Genomic DNA, 16,188 nt, shown 5'->3' with positions numbered 1-16,188 from the left:
ATATCCGATCGTTTTTGAGTGCAATAAAGTTTATTGTATCGACTGGCTGTATTTTGTCGGCAATATGAAGGAACTACTTAATTATTTTGAACTGATGGACTAAACGAATGAAAGTATACTTCTGCATCACCTGCCATTATATAGTAAGTCAGGCATGTATCAAAAGGTATAGATTTTGTACTGCCATTTTTTAAGAAGTGGATAGGCCTACTGGGTGAAGGCTTCTTTGATATACGAGGAAAAATGGGTAAAGGCGTACATTATCTTATGGATAAATATACCTCAAAATATATTCCTGAATGAAAGTTGTATATTCTGGAATATATTTTGCTTTTAACAGAAAACAAGTTTCGCAAAGAAAATCTATGAATTGAGACTTCTATTCTCTCACGAGTTGTGAAGCATCCGATAGTACAATGGAAAATATCCCTGATTGCCGAAGAAACGTGATTCTCCCTCATTCATCGCCAAATAAAAACGGGAGAACCGAATGCTCTAGGTATTGCTCATATCCTTTACGTACTCAGGTAGTCCGCCTATGGGTTGGGAAATGCCCGTTTGGCAGGATTTTTTTCCCTTATATAGAACACAACGGGCTCATGAGTGACACATTCTTCGGATGGGTATAGCGGATTCAGATACCCCTTTATAAATATCTTTTCATCTCCTGACAATTGCTGACTATCCATGACTATTCCTGCCATCAGTCCGGTCCAGTTTGGCAGGTATCGTTTTTTCTCTTACATTCGCATCAACGAATATTTAAAATCGATCATATGGAAATATATTACATTGAAGCCGGTATCTTTGACAGGATGCTGGGATGTGTCGAAAGTCTATCGACACGCGTGGACAGGCTGTATGAGAAAAATGCGAATAAAGGGGTTGGTGAGTGACTGGACGGTCAGGATGTCTGCCTGCGCCTTGACATTTCTTCCCGTACCCTGCAGACCCTTCGTGATACCGGACGGTTGGCGTTCACCCAGGTTCAGCGTAAATTTTATTACAAACCGGAAGATGTGGAGAGGCTGATGACTTATGTCGGTATGAGGCGCAAGGAGAAGGCGGTGAGAGACAGAAGAAAAAGCAATAACTTTTAAAAAAGCAAGAAATGGAAGGAATTATCGGTAAGGAGAGTGAGAGTATCCTGCGTTTCTTTATTCTGCTGGAGAATATTCAGGTAAAAATGGATCAGCTAATGGAGGGTAACCGCCCGCCTTTTAACGGTGAACGGTTCCTGACTGACAGGGAGTTGTCCGGGCTGTTGAAAATCAGTCGCAGATGTCTGCAGGATTATCGTGACCAGGGTCGGCTCCCCTATGTCCAACTGGGTGGAAAGGTGCTGTATAAAACGTCGGACATTGAAAAATTATTGGAAGGTAACTATCACAGGGCGCTGATATAATATTGCCCTTTTTAGGCTTTAATGGGATGAGTGTTGGGACTGTCAAGGATTCCGACACTCATCCCATTTTTTATCTGGACATTTTTAGCTCTTAACCCAGTCCGTATCCTTCCGCTTTCTTCTTTTCATGAGCCAATCCATGTCCGAGGATATTTTCTGGTCAGTGACTTGCGCATATACCTGCGTGCTATTGATGTTTGTGTGTCCCATCATCTTGGCGATGCTTTCTATCGGAATACCGGAGGTCATCATTAGAGTTCCGAACGAATGCCTAGCCATATGATAGGATAAATTTTCCTTCATCCCCAGTGCTACACCCAGCCCGTGGACCTCGTACCAGAGGATATCCCGGACCGGTAACGGAAAGACCGGCTTCTCGTTATCCGTGGTGTTGTAAAGTTCTAGTATTTGTTCGGCTACCGGGTGTAACGGGATAAATGCTTCTGCGCCCGTCTTAGCCCGGCGGATGCGGATGTATCTTCTTCCTAGGGAACTCTTTTCAATGTGGCGTGGATGGAGTCTGCGCGTATCCACATAGGCAAGCCCTGTGAAAGAGGAGAATATGAATGTCCTGCGTGCCAGCTCCATCATCGGGTCGGGCATCGGGGTCTCCATTATCAGTTTCAACTCATTGCGCCCGATGTGCTTCAATTTCGGACTGTCCTTCTTCTCGTATGCCACGTCCTCTATCGGATTGGCTCTCAATACTTCCCGGTCCACAGCGATATAGATGAGCCTGTTAAGCCAGCACAGGCAGTGGTTCACATGTCCGTTCCCATGTCCCAGCTCTTTCTTGAGAAAGATTTTGAAGGATTCGGCGAACTCCTCGGTGATGTCTGAAAAGGCGATGTCCCTCATCCCCCTGGATTCGATGAACTGCCTCAGATTGAGCTGGGTTGTCTTTGACTGGCGATAAGTTGAGGTGGAGTTAATCTCGACTGAACGGATTCTAAGCCGTTCCCGTTCTGCCTCTCCGGTCTGCAGCAGGAATTCCGGAATGGAAACGGTATTTGATACGGTAGCTTTGAGTAATTCCGCCGTGACCACTCCCTGGTTCTTCAGCAGGTTCCCGTATGCCTCTTCCAGTCGGCTGCGGAAAGCGGTAAGGCGGTTGTTTTCTTTGTTCATCCTGATTTCTCCTTTGTTACTGTCCCAGTCACTGGGCTTGCAATAGATGCCTGTCGTGACAGCTGACTTCCTGCCGTCGATGCTGATCCGGCAGAGGATGGCTGTCGTTCCGTCCGATTTCACCTTGTTACGGTTGATGTAGAACATGAGTCTGAATGTACTGCGCATGGTAATGACGTTTTTAGGATTAAAGAATTAGTTTGAGATCACGTGTCGCCTCAATGAACCTGTCCATGTCTTCGAACAGTCTCTTCGGGGTTACACGGGCGTAGATTTGGGTGGTCTTTATGTTGGAGTGTCCCAGCATCTTGCTGATGGTCTCGATCGGCACTCCCTCCTCGAGTGTGATCAGAGAAGCGAAGGAATGCCTTGCTGTATGGTAGACAAGGTCCTGGCTGAGTCCTGCCATCAGGCGCAGGGATTTCATATTGGCCCTGAGCGTATGGTAGTCCTGCGGTGGAAAGAGGGTCATGCGGGCATCATCACGGTACTTTTCGATCAGCACGAGGGCTTCCGGCAGCAGCTTGACGCGCCCGAGGTAGTTGGTCTTCTTCCTCCGGTACTTCAGCCAGAGATTGTTTTCTTCATCCGTGAAGAGGTTCTCCCGAGTGATACTTACCACATCAGCATAGGCTGTGCCGGTGTAGCAGGCGAAGAGGAAGAGGTCCCGGGTGATGACATGCGACCTGCGTTTCTCCGGAATCTCCAGATCACGCAGTTTCTCGAAATTCTCCCGGCTGAGTGCTTTCGGTGTACTTTCCTTCTGTTTGGGTAGTTTGAAGTGGCAGAAATGGTATTTCTCCGAATGTCCCTCCTTGTAGGCGATACGGCAGATCTTTTTCAGGATGGCCAGGTAGCCGCGAAGCGTGTCCACGGCATGTCCTTTTTCCATGAGGATGAAATCCTGATAGTCGCGGATGAACTGCTCGTTGAGTTGCCCGAATGCCAGGTCCGAGACCTTGAACTTCGCCTTGATGAATTCGGAAAGCGTGCGGTAGGTGAAGAGGTAGGTCGAGAGTGTGGTGGGCGCACGGTCTACGCCAACACGGGCCTTCATTTCCCCATTGTGTCGGTCGAGAAGCTTGAGCAGGGTCATCTGTATGCCCGCATTACCCTGAAACATGTCCCTGACCGCGGCGGCATCGAAGTCCTTTTTCCTTTCCATGAGGGAATTGAAGGCCGAGTGTACGGCAAGCAGTAGCCTCTCTATTTTTTCATTGGTTTCCACCGCTTTCCGGCTTTTGCCGTTCAGCCGACTCTCACGTGCGTTCCATAGCTCAGGGGTACAGGATAGCTTGCAGCTGAACTGCGCCATCGTGCGGTTGAGGGTGATCCGTCCCATGATCGGGGCTTTGCCGTTCTTGTCCGGCTCGCTCTTTTTCAGGTAGAGCAGTACCTTAAATTTTTCCACTTTCATAACGCTCTTTTTTAGGTTGTAAAAATACTCCTTTGAAAAGCGCCCTTTGGCATGCAAAATATTGATGAACAGTGAATACAAATCCGCTTTGTTCTTATCGATAAAAATCGGTTACCTGTCGTCGTTTCAGAAACAGGCGGCTAACAGCCTGGTAACTGAAACGCTGCAATATTTTGTTTTCTTTTGCAGGCCAGCCTATTCTGCAATTCTCGTAAAGTGCTTAATTATAAACGTTTTACGTTTTATACTCGCCATTCCGTTTTTTACTGCATTTCTAAATATTACTTATTGGGCGCGTCATACATGGGCGACAATAGCACATAAAATAGGAGTGTCAAAAGATGTTATTTCATTGGCCCTTGGTCATGAATTTGGGTGTAAAACTACAAGTATTTATATCGATTATGATATGGAGAAAGTGGACAAAGCCAACCGACAGGTGCTTGATTATTTAGAGAACTTGAAATGAAATACTGTTGAAGAAAAGAATAATATTGCCTACGTTTCCCAACGTAGGCAATATATACTGAATACTAAGCATAAGAGTTTTTTTAGTCCTTGCTCTAAGAAATAGATTTTTAACTAAACTTCGCTTCATGCGATGTAGTGGAGAGGGGATATATATATTTGAAGCAAACTCCCCTCTCTTTGGTTGATACACACTGGATTTATAATAGAGGGATAAGTCTTGTTTTACAACAATCTAATAAATTATTACTTGCGTGTTCCCGGCCATCTATTCACATTCAAACAGCCCAATGGTCATGTTGGTGTTATTAATTATATTGCCTGCGTTTCGCAACGTAGGCAATACACTGTACAATTTTGTTTAGCGTAAAAAACATCTTCGCTTCTTCATTTTGTAGAAGCAGTACCAACAATTATAAAATTATACTATGCAAAAGTGAAAAATGTAATATCATACATTTACTATATACAGAAATCTCTTTTTCTGTTTTCCTATCTTTTACACTAACTAAACATAATCGAGTGTTCCGTTTCCCAACGAAATATTAACCGTTGCAAATATAATATTATATAATTAAAACATAATATATACTTGGATAAAAATACACCTTTTTAGAAAAATTTATTTAGGATTTTCCTGTTTTAAAGATATGCACTTTTTCAAGGAAGGGGGAGTACCAAGAAATAGTGATTAGCACGCGCTCTTTAAGTTAGCAAAGGGAGATCTGAGACACGGGAAGGATAAATCTTTAGGTGAGGATATGAAAACAAAATCCCGCCTCTTATCACTAAGAAGCGGGATAGAATAAAAAGATTACTATTTATGAATAGCTTTCTCGAGAATGACCGATAGTGCAAGAGGGGTAATATTAAGCCATTCCCATATAAAACAAACTACCTTCCGCGTTTCTCAACGAGGATTTTGTGGCAAATAATTTAATGAAAGATTTTTTAGAAAAAAGTGTACATATAAATTATAATTCGCTTTAAACCTACTTTTTTAATTCCTGCTTCTTATCACTAAGAAGCAGGACACTATTAACACATTTACGCTTGGAGAAGGTACTAATCACTGTTTTGCCTTCAAGAGGTATTTATTCCCCTCTTTTTCGTACTTAAAGATTAAAAAAAGAAATTGATTTCGTCACATAGTGAATGAAATGCTTTCCTTAGCAATCTTTTTCATTCACAGGTTCCCCTTTTTCATTCAACAATACAGTTATCTCTTCAGTTGATTGGTCTTCTTTGATTGCTGTTACAATTATCTTGTAAACCTTTCCGTTTTCTTTTTCAGCAACGAAAGCCTCTTTAACTATAGTTCCTTCGTAATCCTTGGACAAAGTACTCTTGACTACTTGCGGAAGCTCTTTGACAGTAATCTTTGTGAATTTGTCTTGAGATGTTTGTTGATTCTGTTCCATAGCGGGGAGCTTAACCGGTTCTTGTGCAAACGCTACTGCGCTGCCCATCCCCATAACCATTGTCAATGCTACTAATACTTTCTTCATAATTACATTTTTAGTATGGATAATTAAAACTAACTTTATCTATCAAAGAGCAAGGTGTATGCCAAAGTTTTATAATAAGTATAATATGCTGACAAATAGATTATTATATAATATGACTAAAAAAAGGATTGTAGAAAAAGTGTAGAATCGCTATACATATTGTGGCATAATTCCCCAAAATCACCTTGTGTATTTCAGTAGATGACCTTGTATATTCGATAAATAACGGGACTTTTATCTATAGGGAAACTACCATATCCATTGAAGTAAGTTATTAAATAGGGATAATGATTTTCCAAAACAAACCCCGCCTCTTATCACTAAGTGGCGGGGATACATATAAAAATTTAACTTAAACACTGAGTGGGGATCATTTATTAGTGAAGAGATATGTATCCCCTAGTGTAGATTGGAGATTTTTCTTCTCCTTTTCTATAAAATATAAGCAACTCCCGCGTTTCACAACGAAGTGTTTTTATGGCGAATAAATATATTTTTGCACAAAAGTATTTCATTAATACATTCCTGCATACTATTATTGGTTAAAAAAGTTAAACTATGGAGAACTCTACTTTAATTTACCTATAATTAGGTATTCTCCGTTGTATCTCATTTATATTTTGTCGTAATACCTCATAAATGCAAAGTGTTTTCTTCTTTCGAGATACCCTGTTTCTACCTCTTTTACCTTAGCCTCCATCTCCATGGCCGACGACATATATGCCCTATGGCCGGCTCTGCCCGGATCCGTCATTCCCTGACCCCAAAAATACCGTACGAAACTTATGAACCACTCTGTCAGATAAAGTATATAGAAACTCAAAGGGCATAGGGTCAGTATCCATGGGGTAAACAGGACGGCCGGTAAAACTGGGAGTATAAAACACTCTAAATACTGTCTTTGGTGTATTTGCTCATGCCGGATCAATGCAGGCGGACATTCTTCTTTCCTACTTTTAGTCAGGATAATGCCAAATAACATGATTGTCGAATACCCCGGAAACAGCATGCGTTTTGCAAGCCGGCTGTTATAAATAATAAGTTTCATGTCGATGTAATTTTAATGGTTGCCGCAAAGTTCGCATACTCTTTTCAGGGCGTAAAGGACATCCTAGTTCTTATGGAACTTGGAAAATACCCCGGACGGGGAGTAAAAACAAAGCGAATCAAAAACAGTAGAAATAAATCATTTAATAAATTACGATTATGGCAAAAGCAAGTTGGTGCAATGTAAGCCCCATGTCAGGAAGTAAGAACGGGACTTTAACAATCAGTGCGGCAGCACATGCCGGACGGGAGGCCCGCAGTACGACAGTGACCGTCACGGCTAAAAACGGAACGAAACCCTCGGCCAGTATAGCGGTATCGCAAGCCGGCGTAGGAGTGCAATTAACGATGGATACCTCTAAACCGGATTTACCCGGAGAAGGAGGGTCTGTCACTATTAACGGGAACTCTAACAGCCCGACATTGAAAATATCGGTTCCTCTGATTAACTTTCCGGGGGTTACCGCTTCCGCAAAATTCAATGCTCCGGGAATTACTGACAAAGTGCTTGCCGCCTCAGAGACGGTTACTATCCCAGGAGACCCCGGAGCGAACGGTTCTTATGCGTTTTCCATCAAACTGGAAATAGCCCGCAATCCGTTGCCCACACCGTTAGCTCCTAATGTTGACGTGACTAACAGTGCAGGAAAAATGGTAAGGTGCCAATTTAAATGGGCAGCGGGAGCATCTGCTCTTTCGGTGAACAAGTCCTCGCTATCGCTTGTGAATGCAGGGACAGGACAAACGGTAGACGTTACCTCCAATGACGAATGGGCAGTATCATAAGAAGCAAGGATAGGTTGCGATTTAGACGTTTCCTATCCTTTCTCTTTATATCCGATTAAGAGACGTTCCAATCATCATTGGAAGTAACATTTACGGTTTGCCCGGTTCCACCGTTAACCAATGATAAAGAGGACTTGTTCACTGAAAGAGAAGACGCACCCGCTTTCCAAGTGAAAGTACATTGTTTAGCTGAATCGGTATCATCCGTCAGCCTAAAAGTCACTACAGCGTCAACCGGAAACATCGAAGCGGGAAAAGTTAATGTCGCCACAAAGTTAAAACGCCCCGATGCTCCGGGGTCCCCCGGAATAGCCACATTATTTCCTATATTCCCACCGTTTACCGCCACTTTTACATAATTATCGTCTATAGGCATATCTACTCCCACAACTCTTGCGGTACAGGTCCACTTTAATTTTGAACTATTAGACGTTCCGTTTATGTTAACGACTCCTCCGGAAGAGGGAAGGTCAGGTTTGCTTGTATCCATGGTTGTGGATACCCCTGCACCTGCCTGAGATACCGCTATACTGGCTGAGGGTTTCGTTCCGTTTGCCGCTGTTACGGTAACTACTGTATTTCGTGCTACACGTCCTGTGTGAGCACCTGCACTGATTGTCAAAATGCCATCTCTCTTGCCTGACATGGGGCTTACATTGCACCAACTTGCTTTTGCCATACTTGTAATTTATTAAATGATTTCTACTGTTTTTAATTCGCTTTGCTTTTACTCCCCGTCCGGGGTATTTTCCAAGTTCCATAAGAACTAGGAATCAAACCACCTCCCACATGATATTTGATTCGACCCGTACCCTGACCTGCCCTCCTTCTGAGGGTATTTCCACCTCCCCGGGCAGAAGTTCGATGAAAGGCGGGGCGTTCTCCCCGTCCATGTCCGGGGTGTAATTGGATTCCCGCTCGGCAACCTCGATATCGAGCACCAGGGATGTCGGCTCCTTCATGGGTTCTTCATAACCGTACTCTTCGCAAGTTACCAGTACACGCCTTCGGGCGGTTCCGTTAAGCAGCCGGATATCATCCGAGGAGAGCAGGTCCTGAATGAATTTCAACTCTGTTTTCCTCTTGAATCCTGTATTCAGCTTCATTTTTTGCAGGAGGTCGGGCCTTGGACATCCGGTTATATAATCACCGCCCTCTTCATCGAATGTCCGGTAGTTTTCATCATCCCCCCGGTCAAGGGAGTAAATCATTTTCCCCGGCATTTCTATCACTTCATAGCATCCCAAAGAGTTTCTGAAGAGAAATGACAGTCCGTTTTCTGATACTTCCCCGGGTGTGAAAGAGATGTCAAAGGCTTCTTCGGCCGGCACCAATACCCGGATGAATGACACGATCTGGTTATACCTGTGGAAAAACTCCCGCCGGATCCGCCCTATGTTTAAAGCATAAACTTCTCCGGCTGTCCCTTCAGGCAGTTTTATTCTGTTTCCATATTCGGATTCCACCTGTATCCTTTTGTCCGGATGAATGAAGATCAGGGGGGAGACTTCGGTTTCCCTTATCGCAATATGCTTCCCGCGGGTCCGCGTGGTAAAGAGGAATTGCGATGAATAATCCCTGAGCCGGTTCAGGATAAAGTCCGTTCCCCTTCCGGACATTTCCCTTGCCGCCTGTTTGCTGATCCCCCCACATATCGCCTTGCCGGTGAGTGTCCGGGTCTCCCGCCCTTTTACCTCGAGCGTGTAACCGGCCATAAAACCGGATACGGGCAGGATCAGATCCTCCGAGTCCTCCAAGGGCCCGGAAGTAACGAAGGGCTGCAAGATTTCGGCAATGTCGAAATGGATCCTGTCACCAAAAGGTACGTAGGAGGCTGAAAACACCTCCTGTGTTCCAACCCTGAGACGGATTTCAATTTCGGCCTCCCCGGAGGTTTTTACCTCAAAGGCGATAGGGTTTGCCACAAAGGCGATCTCTCCGGTTTTTCTGATAATCTCGAAACTCATACGCACTTATGAATGATCGTGTTGTTAATGGATAGCGGCCGCGTTTGGGTATTCTCAAGCAGAAAGGATCGCCTTTCCACGCCGGGGGTTGTCATAAACCGGTAAAAGTCCTCCGGGGTCTTGTCAGCCCCGTATCTTTGGCGGTAAATCCCGTAAAGCTCCCGTGTATTTTCCAGGGAGGGCGCCGTCACTATCTTATTTTGATTTTTTGTTTCCATGCTGCAAAAATGACCGTTTGGCACGGTAGTTTAAAGGACAGGATTTATATCTTTACGGCAATGACTCCCGCCCTGTAGTTTACAACCTCCTCCTGTGTAAGCCCCGGTGGATACGGTCTGTATTTGAGCTTCCCCTTATAGGTGTACATGATCTTCCTTCTGTCGGCAACATCCTGCAAGGATGGTGGCGGGTACATGTCGAAATCACCCTCTTCCGGCTTGGTCAGCACCTCTTTTGCCACGACGTCGACCCTGATGATCCCCGGCTGCTCCCGCAACTCCTGCACCCTGAGTTCCATATCCCTGTCGAAATAGGTAAAGACCTTCCATGTCGCCTGCTGCGGAGTCATCGGCACCAATTCCTGCTCCTTGTCCAGGTCGTAGGGCTGCAAGAGTTTAAGGGAACGCAGTTTCATCTGGCAAGGGCGTCCTTTGCGCAGCGGAAGCGCGTACTTGAGGCTTTCGACCATCATTCTTTGTCCGTGCAGCATGACGGGCCGGGAAGTGTCCAGCTTCAGCAGTCCGGCCTTGTCCGGGTTCATCTGCACCGCATAGACATGATCGGCATGCCTCAGGACTGCGTCGTACTCCTTAAAGAACCGGTTAAACGCCCCGTCCTCTCCCCTGAAAACCAGTGAATACCTGTAAATATTCCCCCCGGGTTCCTGAAAGTATTCGCCTTTGGGCCCCCGGCAGAGTGAGCTGCCGAAATAATACTCCTCCACAAGGGCCCCGGTCCCTATAATCTGATTGGTTTTCCCCATGGCAAAGCAGAAAGCCAGGGGTGTCTGCTTCTTCTCCCCCTGCTCCTTGGCGGCCCCTCTGAGGGTTGTGTTGATGTTGACCGCCCCCGCCAGATATCCGGGAGTCAGCAGCCCCGTTTTAAATGCCATGGGGACACATTCGTCCTTTCCCGTTATCTCCAGGTATTCCACACCGGGGGTGCCCTTGTCCCATGGGAAAAAGTCGCTGGATATCCACTTCTTTTTCTTGTTCACGATGTCCCGCTTGTAATATCTTCCGGTGGAAGGCTGGTAGGTTATGTACAGTTCGTCGGGCACGTCCCGGTCCCCTGTAAATTCCGTAATGATCCCCCCATAAGGCTTAAGGAATTTCTCAAAGGAGTCCGCCGCCGGTTCGGCTTCCTTGAACGATGTGCCCGCCGAGAGCTTGAGCTGCTTTGCGGGCGTGTAGCTTATTTCCGGTTCCGAGGCCTTGAGCGGTGTCCAGTCGGCGGATGCCGTTGCGCCTATCGAATCCTTGAGCAGGCGTATGACGGCTTTCCGGCCGGCATTTACGTAAACCTTGGCCCCGGTACGGCAAAACAGCGCGTCCAGGAACTCGTTGACGGTACAGTCCGGCATCAAATTCCTGTAGTCGATCTCTCCGGTGACAATGGTGTCCGCCACATTGTTGAGCACGACCATCTTGCTGAGCTGGTAATCGGTGGCAAAGGGATTCTCCACCAATGTAAAGCCGTATGCCGAGAATATCATCTCCAATATGCGGGATACCTTCAGGAACGGCGATATCCCGTATCCTGCGGGAACCTTTACATCTACGGCCTGGCCCGATATGACAACCCTCTCGGTCCGTGCTTCCTTCAGCAGGGCGTATGTCTTCCCGTCCGACCCTATGGGGTTGATGAACTCCGGATACTCCGTCTCTTCCAGGGTTTCAGACGCCACCTGTATGCGGAACACGTGATAATCCGCCGGGGTTTGGTAGCACATCACTTCCTCCAGGTGACGGGCAAGGGCTGCGACGCCTTCCGGGTATTTGATGACCGGCAGTCCCGGAAGTTCCTTGAGTGAAACGTTTTTCCAGGCTTCATACATCAGGCTTTCGTCAAACCCGATATTGCATACGATGCCCGACTCCGTTGACACGGAGGTGATATTGAGTTTTCCTGTCCGCCGGTAAACCCCGTCGGTCACCACCGCCGCGGCGTCCCGCTTTGGCGCATTGCGGATATCCGGCCGGTGGATGTAATCCACCATCGAAAGATTGTGCCCGGTTGCCGGCAACGTCGATGCGATCGTCTGGCTGCCCTTGTCGGTGTATATGGGCGACGTGTTCTCTATCTCCACGCTGAAATCCCGGGGAAGGTCGAATATCCCTTTCTCTGTCTGAATGGTTAATGCCATACTGGTTGTATTATTGGTCTGTTCTTGTAAATGGTTTCTCTGAACTCTTCTGTAAATCCTGAGCCGCGTTGATGTCGCTCAGCAGGACGTAACTTTTTGCCGGCCGGGAGAGGTTCCTTGAGGCCCTTTCCAATTTCTCCGCCGCCCGGTTCAGACGGTCGATGTCCTGTCCGGGGCGCTCTCTCTCCGTGACCTTCCCTCCCTCGTAGTACCCGGGCCATGGATTGGCCGATGTCCGGTTGCGGCGTATGCTTTCGATGACCTTTACCATGTTGACCACCCGCTTGTTCTTCATTTCCGGCACCGGAATGACATACTCCCCCCTGTGGACGACGCCCGCCACCTCGTAGCGGTCTCCGTCCCCGGTGTAACCTCCCTGGTCATATCCCCCGGAAGCGTTCACCACCCTTTCGGCGCTTACGGGTGTGGAGCCGGACGCTCCGGAGAGCGTCATGCTCTTTACCTTTTGTCTTTCAGCATTGGCCACGGCCAGCTGGGCGGCCCCGGTTACTCCCATCAGTGCTGCTGCCACCGGTCCTGCGATCGGTCCCAGTTGCGAGAGCGCTTTCATGATGGCCACGGCCGTGTCGGCAATGATCTGGCTGGCTTTTACGGCGAACTGCACGTCGGCGTATTTCTTCTCGATCTCCAGCTTCTTCTGCGCCTTCTCCGTTTCCAGTCGTTCGACCTCCTGCGCGTTTCCCTGTGCCGCGGCGATCTCGGCGTCATATTTGGCCTCCATGTTCGCGATCTCGGCGTTTTGCAGGGCAGAGACAGCCCCTGAAAACAGGTTGGAATAATAATCGAAAGCCTCTTTCCAGAACTGTATCTTGAGCATCTTTTCGGCCTTTGCATATGCTTCGGCACCTATCAACCCCTGTTCCTTCTCCCGCTTGAGGGCCGCCACCTGCATGGCATAGCGTTGCTGGAATCCGAGCAGCCCGTACTTCTCCAAAATCCCGTTTCTGCGCTCTTCGGAACCCCGGGTTATGTTCAGTTTTGCGGTGCTGTACGCTTCTTCCAGCTCCCTTTCCTGCCGGGCGGCCTGGTCCTTTGTGACAAGCTCGTTTTTGAGCGCATTGCGGATCAGTTCCAGCCGGGCCCGGTATGACGCTTCCAGCACCTTGAGCTGAAGGTCCGTTTCATCCGGCAGATTGAAAAGGTTGAACTCTTTTTTGAAAGAGGAAAGCATGGTTTCGATCGCCTTTTGCTGCGCGGCCCTGTCTTTGGCGTTGGCCAGCTCCGCCTCCAGTACCTTTTGCCCGGAGAGTTTGACGGCCTGTATTTTCACATCCCCCGTCTGTAGCTCCAGGGCTTCCACATCCTTCCGGTATTCCTTCAGGATACCGAGTCTTTCCCGGGAATTGGACTCCTCCAGGCTCAACAGCAACATGTCGCGCTGCTGCTGCGTAATATGCAGGTTTGCATAATTCAATTCTATCTGTGCCCTGGTGGCCTTGTACGTATCCTCCTGTATGGCCAGTTTTTTATCCCGCTGTTCCTGTAGCAGGGCAACCTCGTTTTCATCCAGTTTCCGCTGTAACTCCAGTATTTTGGCGGAGCTTTCCGTCATTTTTGCCCGGATGTCGGCCAGCTGCCTGAGTCTGGTCCGGGCGGTCTTTTTCTCCAGCCCTTCGAGGATACCGAGCCTTTGGGTGTGAAACCTTATGTCTTCCGCCAGCACGGCCTTATTATATTGTGCCTGTGTCTGCTGCTGCCTCTCCTTGTTTTCCCGGATCTTGAGCAGTTCCTTTTCATGCCTCTCATTCAGGGCCGAGAGGACCTTGTCGGTCTGCGAGGCGAATCCATCCGGGGTTTCCCGGATAGTCCCCAGCTGCTGCAACGCTTTAAGCTCCTCGTTCAACTGTTGGAGTTTCCGGTTTTTGGCGGCCAGCAGGGCCGGCGTCGAGGCGACTTCCCGCTCAGCCTGGGCAATCTCTTCCTTTTTGGCCTGGATAAGGTCCTTGGTTTTTGCCTCGGATTGGGTATCGACCTTAATGATATCCTGCTGTGAGGCCGTGATCTCCTGCGTAAGTTTCTTTTCTTCCTGGTTCAAGGCTTGTATTTGATCGAATTCCCTTGCAAAATAGTCATGGATGACCCCCTCCGACCAGGCGTCGGAATACCCCTTTACCGCTACGGACAAGGAATTGAACCCTTTAGCGAGCCCCAGTTTGAAACTGTCCCAGAGATTCCGGTTTGCATGGATATCCTTACGTTGTTCCTCCAGTGCCCTTTTTTCTTTCTGGATCTCCTCCAGCCTTGAGTTTGCCGAGCGTATCCTGGCCATGGACAACAGGTTGTCCGTGTAGTCCTTCACTGCGGCCGTGGCTTCCCTGGTGTTGATTGTTTCCAGCCTGAGACCGCCAAGGTATTCCTCACTTAAGGCGTTGAGCCTTTTTATGGCCTCCATCCGCTGCTCCTTGCTTATTTTCTCGTTGCGTGCGATTCCCAGGAGGGTATTCAGTTCCCGGGTTTCGGTGGCTACGGTGTCGGCGGCCTGCGCCCGCACCCGGTGCAGGCTCCGCTCCGCTTTTTCCGTCGCCGTAAGTTCCCTGCGATAAGACACCAGCTTGTATGTCAGGGCGGCGACCACGGTAGCCACTATGGCCAGCGGGCTTATTTTGGTGATTGCATAAAAGGCCTGCATGGCAATCCGGGCCTTGTTGATATTCCCGGTAAGCACCGCCTTGGCGGCGGCAAACAGATAAGTGGATGCGGTGCATGCCTTTACCAGGATGTTGTTGGACGCCACCGAGGCATTATACATTTTCATGGCGGCAGCGCTTCTGAGGATGTTTCCTCTCTGCATGGCCACAACCGAGGCGTAGGCCAGGCTGACCGCCTTGCCCAGCATTAAAAGCCCGTTCCATGTTTTTTGCAGAAGAATAACCGTTTTATAAACCAGAATAAAACCGGTAACCACGGAGATAAGCGTAATGATGCTTTTTTTATGTTCCAATACCCGGAGCGCCACATCTGAAAAACCGAGCTTGAGAGACTGGAAGAGACCGCTCCATTTTTCTTGCAGGGGAAGCAGGAGCCTTCCGATTTCCATCTGCCTGTTTTGCAGCTCCGCGGCTTTTTGAGCGGCCTTGTCCGCAGCCGACACGTAATTCTCCCCCGCTTGTGCGAGTTGCCTGTCCACGATTGCAGCCACCGCTGCCATCAGATCCCCCGTTTTGGCCATCTCCTCGTTGACCTCCGCGGCCGACAGGCCTAAGTTGTCGAGTATCAGCAGTGATTTACGACCCAGTCCGGTTATGATCGAGTCAGTCAGATAATCCACGCTCTGTCCGGTCTGCTGTGCTTTTAACCGGGCAAACTGCAAGTATTTCCCCAGGTCCTCGAGCGGGATACGAAAGTCTTTGGCGCGTACCGCGGCCTGCATGAGCTCCAGGTCATTCACCGTATCTTTAGTGGCTTTCCTGAGCTCCGAAAGCATCCCCGGGCGGTCGAGTTTGTCAAAAGCGCGCCTGACACCGTCGGCGTTTGCCGCCAGTCTGATACCTTCGGACATCCAGGACCTGGCCTCCGAGATGCTGTTTGCAAAGAAGGAGCCGGCACTGGCACCTATACCTGCGAAAAAGCCGACTACCGCGGATTTCATCCTGGTAAGGCTGAAAAACGACTCTTTCACCGCCTCGGCTTTGGGTCTTAGCTGCTCCATCGCCTCCTTGGTCTTTGCCAGTTCCGCCTCCAGACGGGCGTACTCTTGGGGTTGTAACGACTTTACCGTATTGTCCAACTCCCTGCGAAGCTGTCTGGCCTGTTTTGAGAGCTGGGCATACGATTTGTCGGTGTTGTTCAGCCGGCTCTCGAGCAGGCGGAGCTTCTCCCCGTTCTCCGAGATGGTACGGCTGTTGGCCTTGAATTGCGCATTCAGTTCCTTATACTCCTTGCTCTGGAGTTTTCCCTGCATGGCAAGCTTTTCCATGGAGGATTTCAGGCGCATATTCTCGGCCTTGAGTTCTTTGGTGTTGTTGCGCACCTCCAGCATCTCCTTTTGTAACCCGTCCGCATTGACCGAAAGCGTCCAGGTGATATAATCCGGTTGTAATTTTCCCATAACGTTATTTTTAAGGACAAAAATAGGC

12 protein-coding genes are annotated in these 16,188 nt (G+C 48.3%); 4 read left to right on the top strand and 8 right to left on the bottom strand.

The window, feature by feature from the left end:
• Nucleotides 1-896 precede the first annotated feature (896 nt).
• On the top strand, nt 897-1,100 hold the full coding sequence (locus DBK98_RS15660; protein ID WP_032839158.1) for a helix-turn-helix domain-containing protein: 204 nt from the start codon (nt 897-899) through the stop codon (nt 1,098-1,100).
• Between the two features lie 11 nt (nt 1,101-1,111).
• On the top strand, nt 1,112-1,405 hold the full coding sequence (locus DBK98_RS15655; protein ID WP_005681481.1) for a helix-turn-helix domain-containing protein: 294 nt from the start codon (nt 1,112-1,114) through the stop codon (nt 1,403-1,405).
• Nucleotides 1,406-1,489: 84 nt separating this feature from the next.
• On the opposite strand, the gene DBK98_RS15650 is transcribed toward DBK98_RS15655, so the two are convergent.
• A complete protein-coding gene (locus DBK98_RS15650; protein WP_005681480.1) occupies nt 1,490-2,701 on the bottom strand; it encodes a site-specific integrase in 1,212 nt (403 codons plus the stop codon).
• A 19-nt stretch (nt 2,702-2,720) separates the two neighbouring features.
• Nucleotides 2,721-3,950, bottom strand: a complete 1,230-nt coding sequence (locus DBK98_RS15645) for a site-specific integrase (RefSeq protein ID WP_005681479.1) — start codon at nt 3,948-3,950, stop codon at nt 2,721-2,723.
• Between the two features lie 64 nt (nt 3,951-4,014).
• Here DBK98_RS15645 and DBK98_RS15640 point away from each other — a divergent pair, with 64 nt between their 5' ends.
• Nucleotides 4,015-4,419, top strand: coding sequence for an integrase (locus DBK98_RS15640; protein ID WP_032537113.1), 405 nt, complete (start codon nt 4,015-4,017; stop codon nt 4,417-4,419).
• A 1,168-nt stretch (nt 4,420-5,587) separates the two neighbouring features.
• On the opposite strand, the gene DBK98_RS15635 is transcribed toward DBK98_RS15640, so the two are convergent.
• Both DBK98_RS15635 and DBK98_RS15630 read right to left on the bottom strand, forming a co-directional pair.
• Entirely contained in the window at nt 5,588-5,926 is a 339-nt protein-coding gene (locus DBK98_RS15635) for a hypothetical protein (protein WP_005793807.1), read from the bottom strand.
• A gap of 613 nt (nt 5,927-6,539) precedes the next feature.
• A complete protein-coding gene (locus DBK98_RS15630) occupies nt 6,540-6,974 on the bottom strand; it encodes a hypothetical protein (protein WP_005806195.1) in 435 nt (144 codons plus the stop codon).
• A gap of 158 nt (nt 6,975-7,132) precedes the next feature.
• Between DBK98_RS15630 and DBK98_RS15625 the strand changes: the two genes are divergently transcribed.
• Nucleotides 7,133-7,759, top strand: coding sequence for a BACON domain-containing protein (locus DBK98_RS15625; RefSeq protein ID WP_005806193.1), 627 nt, complete (start codon nt 7,133-7,135; stop codon nt 7,757-7,759).
• Between the two features lie 55 nt (nt 7,760-7,814).
• Here DBK98_RS15625 and DBK98_RS15620 read toward each other — a convergent pair whose 3' ends face one another.
• The 4 genes from DBK98_RS15620 to DBK98_RS15605 form a co-directional block, all read right to left on the bottom strand.
• A complete protein-coding gene (locus tag DBK98_RS15620) occupies nt 7,815-8,438 on the bottom strand; it encodes a BACON domain-containing protein (RefSeq protein WP_005806191.1) in 624 nt (207 codons plus the stop codon).
• 94 nt (nt 8,439-8,532) lie between these two features.
• Complete coding sequence (locus DBK98_RS15615; RefSeq protein WP_032537114.1) at nt 8,533-9,726, bottom strand: hypothetical protein; 1,194 nt, start codon at nt 9,724-9,726, stop codon at nt 8,533-8,535.
• A 262-nt stretch (nt 9,727-9,988) separates the two neighbouring features.
• Complete coding sequence (locus DBK98_RS15610) at nt 9,989-12,091, bottom strand: hypothetical protein (protein ID WP_005806187.1); 2,103 nt, start codon at nt 12,089-12,091, stop codon at nt 9,989-9,991.
• Nucleotides 12,092-12,101: 10 nt separating this feature from the next.
• Nucleotides 12,102-16,160, bottom strand: a complete 4,059-nt coding sequence (locus DBK98_RS15605; protein ID WP_032537115.1) for a hypothetical protein — start codon at nt 16,158-16,160, stop codon at nt 12,102-12,104.
• Nucleotides 16,161-16,188 lie beyond the last annotated feature (28 nt).

Origin of the sequence: Bacteroides sp. PHL 2737, from assembly GCF_004115325.2 — a bacterium.
Lineage (GTDB): Bacteria > Bacteroidota > Bacteroidia > Bacteroidales > Bacteroidaceae > Bacteroides > Bacteroides hominis.
Note: the sequence above shows the minus strand (reverse complement) of the source record. Positions and strands in the feature narration are given on the sequence as shown.